This window comes from Succiniclasticum ruminis DSM 9236, assembly GCF_900112895.1.
In the GTDB taxonomy this organism is placed as follows: Bacteria; Bacillota; Negativicutes; order Acidaminococcales; family Acidaminococcaceae; genus Succiniclasticum; species Succiniclasticum ruminis.
On record NZ_FONL01000001.1, the window covers coordinates 424,081 to 430,887 of the forward strand.

8 protein-coding genes and 1 pseudogene are annotated in these 6,807 nt (G+C 40.1%); 3 read left to right on the forward strand and 6 right to left on the reverse strand.

The genetic code is table 11. The annotated features are described in order from the left end of the window. Window positions 1-190: 190 nt before the first annotated feature. The 6 genes from BM159_RS11790 to BM159_RS01955 form a co-directional block, all read right to left on the reverse strand. Window positions 191-475, reverse strand: coding sequence for a hypothetical protein (locus tag BM159_RS11790; RefSeq protein WP_143089373.1), 285 nt, complete (start codon window positions 473-475; stop codon window positions 191-193). Between the two features lie 168 nt (window positions 476-643). Then, entirely contained in the window at window positions 644-907 is a 264-nt protein-coding gene (locus BM159_RS01930; protein WP_093912563.1) for a hypothetical protein, read from the reverse strand. Window positions 908-952: 45 nt separating this feature from the next. Beyond that, a complete protein-coding gene (locus BM159_RS01935; protein WP_093912564.1) occupies window positions 953-1,198 on the reverse strand; it encodes a hypothetical protein in 246 nt (81 codons plus the stop codon). A gap of 14 nt (window positions 1,199-1,212) precedes the next feature. Beyond that, on the reverse strand, window positions 1,213-1,944 hold the full coding sequence (locus BM159_RS01940) for a hypothetical protein (protein WP_093912565.1): 732 nt from the start codon (window positions 1,942-1,944) through the stop codon (window positions 1,213-1,215). A gap of 112 nt (window positions 1,945-2,056) precedes the next feature. After that, window positions 2,057-3,022, reverse strand: a complete 966-nt coding sequence (locus BM159_RS01945; protein ID WP_218149472.1) for a helix-turn-helix transcriptional regulator — start codon at window positions 3,020-3,022, stop codon at window positions 2,057-2,059. A gap of 395 nt (window positions 3,023-3,417) precedes the next feature. Further along, on the reverse strand, window positions 3,418-3,657 hold the full coding sequence (locus BM159_RS01955) for a hypothetical protein (RefSeq protein ID WP_093912568.1): 240 nt from the start codon (window positions 3,655-3,657) through the stop codon (window positions 3,418-3,420). A 629-nt stretch (window positions 3,658-4,286) separates the two neighbouring features. Here BM159_RS01955 and BM159_RS01965 point away from each other — a divergent pair. The 3 genes and pseudogenes from BM159_RS01965 to BM159_RS01975 all read left to right on the forward strand — a co-directional run. Further along, window positions 4,287-5,120 (forward strand): hypothetical protein, encoded by an 834-nt coding sequence (locus tag BM159_RS01965; protein WP_093912570.1) that lies wholly within the window; start codon window positions 4,287-4,289, stop codon window positions 5,118-5,120. 402 nt (window positions 5,121-5,522) lie between these two features. Next, window positions 5,523-6,071, forward strand: coding sequence for a hypothetical protein (locus BM159_RS01970; protein WP_143089374.1), 549 nt, complete (start codon window positions 5,523-5,525; stop codon window positions 6,069-6,071). 227 nt (window positions 6,072-6,298) lie between these two features. Beyond that, window positions 6,299-6,807, forward strand: a pseudogene (locus tag BM159_RS01975) (hypothetical protein); the annotation flags it as partial.

Below are 6,807 nucleotides of genomic sequence, written 5' to 3' on the forward strand. Positions count from 1 at the left end.
TTTTTATCCAATAAACCTTCTTTAGTTTAATTATAAGATTTATATGGTTATCCGGTCAATAAAAAAAGCCGCGTACCAGATTCTAAACTTCCGATACTAGGCTTTTTCTCTAACAGAAATAGCATAAAAAAATACGCCTGAGAGTAAGGAACAGGCTTATATGTGCCTCAAGTTATACACACCTTTGTATTTATTCCCACAGTTCCCAACAATGTCTACAGATGTAGTTCTCCTCTTCTGTATTAGGTGTTGGTGATGAAGCACATGGTGATGGCAACGCGGGACGGATATGCTGCCAGGCTTCCTCCTCTGTGGTGAATATCCTGTTAATGGGAAGACAAATAATACAATCCTCTTTCTTTTTGAACCGAATCGTTACGAACCATGAAGATGATGAAACAACTACAGCTTCTTTAATGAAGCGCCCTGAAATGATAAAGTACACATGCTGACCGATACAAAATTTTGTTTTCATAACATCGCCCTCTGTATATTGAACACACGTTCATTATATCATAAGGTAAGATGTTTGTTAATAGACGGAAGATCCATGTGACCACATTTATTGCGGTTATTAGCTACGCCTGTAAGCTTGTGGTTGATACGGTATAATCTCACCTCTTAATAATGTACTTTCGAATGTTTATAAATTATCGAATAAGAAGTTCAGAAGAAGATTTCCCTTCCCAATTCTTCTGCCATTTTTGTCGTAAGTGATATCATTACGATTGTCCCAGTGCCCCAGTCTGTGTAACATCCAGTCATATACAACCAGTTTGCCTCCGTATTCTTCCCTAATCTCACCTAATTTGTGCGCCTTGTCATCAAGAACAATTTTCTTGCCATATAGACCATCTTCAATATAACCAATTCTTTTCCGGCTTGAGTTTTTAATCTCTTCGCGCATTTTACATACCTCCGTTTCCGTTTTCATTTAATTATATTAACAACATCAGTGTTCATCAACTGAACTTAACATACTTCTTTGTTTAACCCTATACTTTTGTATTTTCAGGCCTTCCCGGCCCCTGACGAATTCCAGTTTATCATCCTTTATAATGATGTAAACAGGAAGTCCAGTTGCTATATGCGGGTCTTCGTAAAGAGGTTTATATAAATCATGTTCCTTGTATTTTCCTAAATACCTAACGGTAGCATAACCGCTTCTTTGAGAAAAGTTTAAAATCATGCTGTCCATTTGATTCACTTTTATTATTTACCTATAAACTGCTTTAAACAGTTTTCAAAATCATCTTTGCCACATAAGCCATCACTCTTTCTCTTTTTGAACCAATAACTGCATCCCGGATGGCAGACGCCTTTTACGTTTTCATCATCTTTATGTTTTGCATTAGAACCTTTATAAGCATAATAGGCTGATTTTGAAACAAAAATAACTAATTCCGGTTTAATAACATCAATTACACTATCCAATACTTCACTTGATTTTTCAACGGCCTTATGCCACATAGCTGCTGCATTTTCTTCCGTGTTATTTATTGTAAGCGAGTCCCAAAATTTCATCCCTTCAAACAAAGATGGCATCTGAAAAAAATTCATAAAAGAAAAGTAAACAAACTTCTGGCTTTCTTCCGTGCTGATATGATTGATAGGATGCCCCAATACTATATCACTAAATGATTTTATGCAATTCGTAAAGATTGAATGGCCATGGCGCCTAATGCCAGTTAAATATTTCTTTACAACAAGCCTGGTATCATACCATCCTGAAAAAAAAGCATCCAGTTCACCACAACTCCCATTCCACCAATTCGTTGTGAAATAATCAACGGTAAATTTTTGTGTTTCAGGACTCTGTCCAATATAGTGACTTTCACCCACAATCAGAATTTTATAGTCTTCATACTTTTCACCAATATAAGGCATGTATTCAGGATGAATAACATAAAACGGAACTTTTGATAATGCCTGGTCATAATTCATAAAAAATCTACCCCCTTTTCAAAAAACGCAACTGCTAAATCTAGGTAACTTTCTAACATGTTAAACGTTTCTGCAAACTAATATATTCTGTTTAATGTCAGTTTTTATGAATTCAAGCATTATATTTTTCGTGCATCCCCTTCACGCTTTCCTTAATCTCTTCCCGCAACTCCACCGGTTCTATCACCTCCACATATGGCCCGTACTGCAGCGCCCAAAATTTCATAGCGGATTTGTTGCACTTCACGTCAACCAGCATTTCATCTTCAAGCTCTTTGCGGATTTTGAAGTCTTTTCCAAACCAATCCACCAGTTCATCCATCAGGTGTTTTTTTGCGACCATACGCACACTCACCGTTTTCCCGCTAAACATATAAATGTGTTCCGCCATATGTTTCGGAAGCGAGAAACCGTTTTTGAAATCAGTTACCTGGGATACGGGCTTGCGCCTCTCGTCTAGCATGCACACATTTGTCATACGGTCAATGCGGAAATGCGCAACATTATCATACTTCTCGTAGTTGCCAATCAGGTAATAGCGCCCGTTGTTGGCTACGATTTGGTACGGGTTCACGATATACAGTTCTTTCCTCTTGGGATGCATCTGGAAGTCCGTTCCGTATGTATTATAAACGAAGCTGACTTTCTTTTTCTTATCAATAGCATCGTTCAGGGCATCCAGTGCGTACATGGTCTGCTTGTTGTCCGTATGCTGCAGTTCCGGCAGGTTACAAACATGCTTTACCTTCGCGGAAAAATGCCGCCCGCCAAATTCTTTTAGTTTGTCAATCAGTTCCCGGGCACGTTTTTGAGAAATTCCCTTGTTGAACAATACGCTGTCAATGAGAAGGCGGAGCTCCGCATTATCAAACTTCCGGCCTGCCAGGAATGCGCCTTTGTTGTTCGTTACAATATCGAAGCCCAGCTCCTTTAAGGAGTCGATATTGTTCTTCACAGAACGCCGGTCGCATTCCATTCCGAACTGCGCACGCAGGTGCAGGATGATTTCCTGTTGTGTCAGGTGATGATCTTCGTCTGAATACTGTTCCAGAATATCAAGGATCAGCATATTCAGCATTTTTTTATTCCCGGTTGCAAACATTTTATTTCAGCCCTTTCCCTTATAATTATTATTGCATGTTGTAATTTTTACTGCAAGACATGGGCAAAATTATTGATTCTTTTTATTCTGTTTTCCGCGATACAGGCAGTTTGCAAAATGGCAGAGATATGCTTTAATATCGGAAATGCCTTTGTAACAGCAATCTGGAGCCGTAGGTAATCCGTAAATTATCTGCCCGGCGTCCGTGATGTAAGGTTTACCGAGCTTCTCAACAGGCGTGATTACAACCATTTCCTGTTCTGCCGGCAGCCATTTTCCCTTTTTTGTTTTGACAAATTTTATATCTTTTCCGCATCGTTTGCATTTTGCCATCTGTGTCACTCTTTACTATCAATTTGCACCAGGCTGAGTTACCCTTGCTCCATACCCTTATACCATTCAAACCATTCTTCCGCTTTGATTTCATACAGTATCGCCAAATCATCCCTGCCACAGCATCTTGCCCTTTCTGCCCATCTTTCGTATTCTGCTGCCTTGTGCAAAAGAGTAAATGCATCACATCCAAATAACTCATCATCGTCATCAGAAGCGGGGTCGGGGAAATCGTAGTTAACAGGTTCTGGGATACTTTTCCCTTTTTTGACTTTCATTTCTTTATTTTCTCACCTCGCTTTATTCCTGATTTCTTTTGTCTTAATTATATTTAAGTCCATGTACATTTTTTTACACATAAAGATTCCCGGGCTAACTCTTAGCGTTAACCCGGGATTACTATCATTTGGGTATATTATGTTACGGCCTTCAAAAACACAGCAGAATGCTAAAATCAAATCCACCAAAAAATGAAAAAGCGGAACCAAATTTATAAAATTTTTTTTAATAAAGTCCTTCATTGCGGAGCGTACCTGACTAGGAAAAAGGGTTGGCGTGAAGGACTTTTGTCAGCAACGGAAGTCAGGGCCGGATTCGAGCGAGTCGATGGCAGCTAAAGCCACTGCTATATTATTATTTTCTCAGTCATACACACAGAGGTCAATAAAAAAGACACCCTGACAGTGTTTTCAGAAAAAGTTATGAATTATTTTTTGCAACTTCACCCAACCCTATAGACATAGTCGATAAAAATTCTGTAAAACATTGTTAGGGAACAGCGAAACGTTGTTGCCGCGCAAATCCACGTCCAAATGGCAAAGAGGTGATAATTAAAAAACTAATGATTGTTTTCAGCCATTATGTATATCGTGTTGAAACAATAAATTATAATAATTAGGAGGATTAAATGGATTTTAACAAAGAACAAACTAATTCTGCTTTACCCGTGAAGAGAATAGAATTAACCTTTAGCACTACAATTGATATGAGTGAAATCTATTTCAATTTAGGTATGTATCATAAATCCACTTTAAGCAAATGCCCTACCTTGTTTTGTGGTTTGAAACTTTGGGATAATTATGATTATATAGTGACTGTTTTGGATAACACTCCTATTCTTGTTTACACCAGAGAAGGATTATCTAACAAGGACGTTTTGAAAATTATGAACGGTGATACCAAAGAATATATTGGCGTAGAGATGGATTGGCCCGTTGATTTGCCCTGTCCCTACAATACAAATTATGATATTTCCAAGTTTTACCTTGTTGGTGCTAAATTAGCAAAGTCAATGAACGTAAGGTGCCCTCACATTTTTCTCAAAAATACTCCACCGGCGTGCGCGAAAGATATGAAAGGATTGAATTCTTATGGGCCGGACATTTATGGTAAAACTACACAAATTGATATTTTTGAAACTCCAAAATATCACCAGATAGATCTACTTGAAACATTAGCGCATGAGATGCGGCATTGCTGGCAGCATGAATATTTCCCCCGTAAATATTTTACTAAATATAAGTTTTACACAGATTTTAGCGCCGGACGTAAGAAAGATTACTATCTACAACCAGCGGAGTTGGATGCATATGCTTATGCGTTGCGTTTTCTCAGAGCCGCAACTGGCTATGATTATCCGTCAAATTTAACTATTCCCGGATTAAATCGAAAGATTGAGAAGTATGCGAAAACTCTTGATGCCTCTTTATTCGAACCTTTGGAGGGTCTGCTTGTTAATTAAGCAGAAAGTCTCGTGTTCAACACCCAAACACAGGAAAACGGGTTTGCCGGCTACTTTAACAGGTAGCCTGCAAACCCGTTTTTTCTTGCCTTGAATTCTGCATTGGTTTCTTTATAATCTCTGTTTTCCGTATTTGAGAAACTGCGTATCAAGCAGCATTGTTTCGTATATAGCGCTCAACTGCCTCAGGAAATTCTTTAAGGATGCTATCAATATAACAAAAATTACCTATATTACAAAAAAACTATCTCATTGCAATATGTATTATTATAACACAAAAGCGTGTTTCTCAGTGCAGCCCAATATGTCGACTGCGAAGCGACCACATTTTCCAAAAACGTGCTATGATGTAATTAACTGATAATCATAGCCTGCAATACGGCTGAGGAAAGGATGATGGGCATGAAAAAGAAACTGTTGATAGTTCTTCTATTTCTATTGGTTGCAGCAAACATCTGCTATGGGAACGGCATCAGTCTGGATGGTATCTACAGAAATGCCGCCTACGGCTTTTCAATCAGGTATCCTGGTACCTATAAAGAGGCTTACAATCCCAATGTATTGGTGGAGCTTAACGATGCCCGCAGCAGCTGCGCCATGCATATCGTCGTCCATGACATGCACGGCTCCGGCATTGAGACCCTGACGGAACGGGAGGTCTTAAACCTGCTCAAGCAAAAGAACGACATCGCCATCCAGGAAGGCAGGATTGCCAGCATGGGAATGTCGGTCCTGTACCAGGGATTTCTCCTCACCAAGGACCACAGCAATGAGGTTTATCTGATCGATACGGTTACAAGGGATGGAAATGGTGTGGAAGTCTTTGCCAGAAACGGCTCTATTTATGCCGGAGGCTATATCTATTCCATAACATTTATGGGAAACTTCGCAGAAAAGCAGGCATTTGACGATCTTTCTATTCACGTAATCCGCAGCTTTGTGAATTATTGACATAGGGCGTTCCCTCCTGAGCCGTTGCGGCACCCGGTTTCTGCAACAACAGTTTTTCGCCGGAGTGCCCAAGCTATGCTTTTTCTCCCCGGGAGGCGGGCTCAACATGCATTCTTGCGGGTATTCAACCCGGGTCATTTTTCATGCGGTTTTGTAGTTTCTTAGATGCAATGATATAATAGTAATGCCCATCTAAATCGGCAATCGGATATAAAGAAGGTGAACCCGTGGCTAAATCGCCAAAAGAGACTAAAGGGACTGGCATGCACCCGGCAACACGGTATGAAAACACCAATGAGCCTTTCAAGAAAAATATTTGGCTTTTATGTATGCACTTCCGGCTAAAAAGAGCAAAGGGCGAATTCAGCTGCGATTTATTGCCGCATAACTGCTCTTATGCTGCCTACTGCCCTGCATATGAGGAAGACACCTACCCGCAGACCAAAGCCATACGAGAAAAGCGCTATAAGAAGTATTTGGACAGCAAAGGACAGCATTCAGGCAATAATGGCAACAAAACGAAACGGCACAATAAGCAGCCATCAATCACCCGGGCAAGCAGTCCCAAGCCCAAAGCCAAAGCCAAACCCAAACCCAAACCCAAGCCCCAGCCTGCCAATCTTAAGGATTACCTGGCTAAGAACAAGGGGCATTTTATAATGGCTCCTCCCTGCCCAAAGACAAAAGTTGATGAAAACAAAAAGCTGCTGCATGCATCCGTCGATAACCCGAAACA

Excerpts from the sequence above, each read along its gene's own strand:
- BM159_RS01935 (WP_093912564.1), bottom strand. The coding sequence starts at position 1,198 with ATGGACAGCATGATTTTAAACTTTTCTCAAAGAAGCGGTTATGCTACC.
- BM159_RS01970 (WP_143089374.1), top strand. The coding sequence starts at position 5,523 with ATGAAAAAGAAACTGTTGATAGTTCTTCTATTTCTATTGGTTGCAGCA.
- BM159_RS01965 (WP_093912570.1), top strand. The coding sequence starts at position 4,287 with ATGGATTTTAACAAAGAACAAACTAATTCTGCTTTACCCGTGAAGAGA.
- BM159_RS01940 (WP_093912565.1), bottom strand. The coding sequence starts at position 1,944 with ATGAATTATGACCAGGCATTATCAAAAGTTCCGTTTTATGTTATTCAT.
- BM159_RS11790 (WP_143089373.1), bottom strand. The coding sequence starts at position 475 with ATGAAAACAAAATTTTGTATCGGTCAGCATGTGTACTTTATCATTTCA.
- BM159_RS01945 (WP_218149472.1), bottom strand. The coding sequence starts at position 3,022 with ATGCTGAATATGCTGATCCTTGATATTCTGGAACAGTATTCAGACGAA.
- BM159_RS01955 (WP_093912568.1), bottom strand. The coding sequence starts at position 3,657 with ATGAAAGTCAAAAAAGGGAAAAGTATCCCAGAACCTGTTAACTACGAT.
- BM159_RS01930 (WP_093912563.1), bottom strand. The coding sequence starts at position 907 with ATGCGCGAAGAGATTAAAAACTCAAGCCGGAAAAGAATTGGTTATATT.